At 69.1% G+C, this 945-nt stretch carries 1 protein-coding gene; it reads left to right on the top strand.

Annotated features, from left to right (window positions below; translation table 11 throughout):
• Positions 1-938, top strand: a protein-coding gene (locus LHA35_RS28365) for an IS630 family transposase (protein ID WP_408902425.1) whose coding sequence is annotated in 2 segments (ribosomal slippage) — positions 1-322 and positions 322-938 — 939 coding nt annotated over the 2 segments. Because the reading frame shifts where the segments join, the coding sequence is not laid out codon by codon here. This gene is flagged as partial in the annotation.
• Positions 939-945 lie beyond the last annotated feature (7 nt).

Below are 945 nucleotides of genomic sequence, written 5' to 3'. Positions count from 1 at the left end.
GGGCAGGCCTATGGGCAGGACCTGCGGGATCGGGTTCTGGCGGCCGAGGGCGAGCCGATACGCGAGGTGGCCGAGCGGCTCTTGGTCAGTCCGTCCTATGTGGTGAAGGTGCGGGCGCGATTGCGCAAGACGGGTGAACGCGAGGCACGGCCGCAGCGCAACCAGTTGCCGCTTCGGCTTGCCCCGATGCTGTCGGCGCTCCGGATGAGGGCAACGTCGGATGCGACCGTGGCCGAGCTGCGGGCCTGGGCCGAGGCCGAGCACGGCACGCGGGTCAGCCATCAGGTCATGTGGAAGGTGCTCACCCGGCTCGGGCTGACGCTCAAAAAAAGCGGCTCCGCGCGGCCGAGCAGGACCGCCCCGACATAGCCGAGGCCCGCCGCGCCTGGGCCAAGGCCGCTACCCGTCTGGACCCGGCCCGCCTGGTGTTCCTCGACGAGACCTGGGCGACGACGAACATGGCGCGCACCCATGGCCGGGCGCCCCGCGGGTCACGCCTGGTCGCCGCCGTGCCGCACGGCCATTGGCACACCACCACCTTCCTCTGCGGCCTGCGCACCAGCGGACCCGTCGCGCCGCTCGTACTGGAAGGCGCCATCAACGGCCGCGCCTTCCGCGCCTACGTCGAGCAGATGCTCGCGCCAACCCTCGGCACGGGCGACATCGTCATCATGGACAACCTCGGCAGCCACAAGGTCGAGGGCGTGCGCGAGGCCATCGAGGCGCAGGGCGCGCAGTTGCTCTACTTGCCGCCCTACAGTCCCGACCTGAACCCAATCGAACTCGCCTTCAGCAAGCTGAAGCGCCTTCTACGCTCCGCTGCCACCAGGACCGTCGGCACCCTCTGGGATACCATCGGCAGTCTCCTCGACCGCTTCAGTCCGAGCGAGTGCGCCGCCTACTTCCAACACTGCGGCTATGCACAGTCAGGGCAATAAAGGTCTA

The sequence above is a fragment of the Roseicella aerolata genome, assembly GCF_020523605.1.
GTDB classification, from domain to species: Bacteria; Pseudomonadota; Alphaproteobacteria; order Acetobacterales; family Acetobacteraceae; genus Paracraurococcus; species Paracraurococcus aerolatus.
The sequence above is the reverse complement of the archived record's forward strand: the minus strand, read 5'-3'. Positions and strand labels throughout refer to the sequence as shown.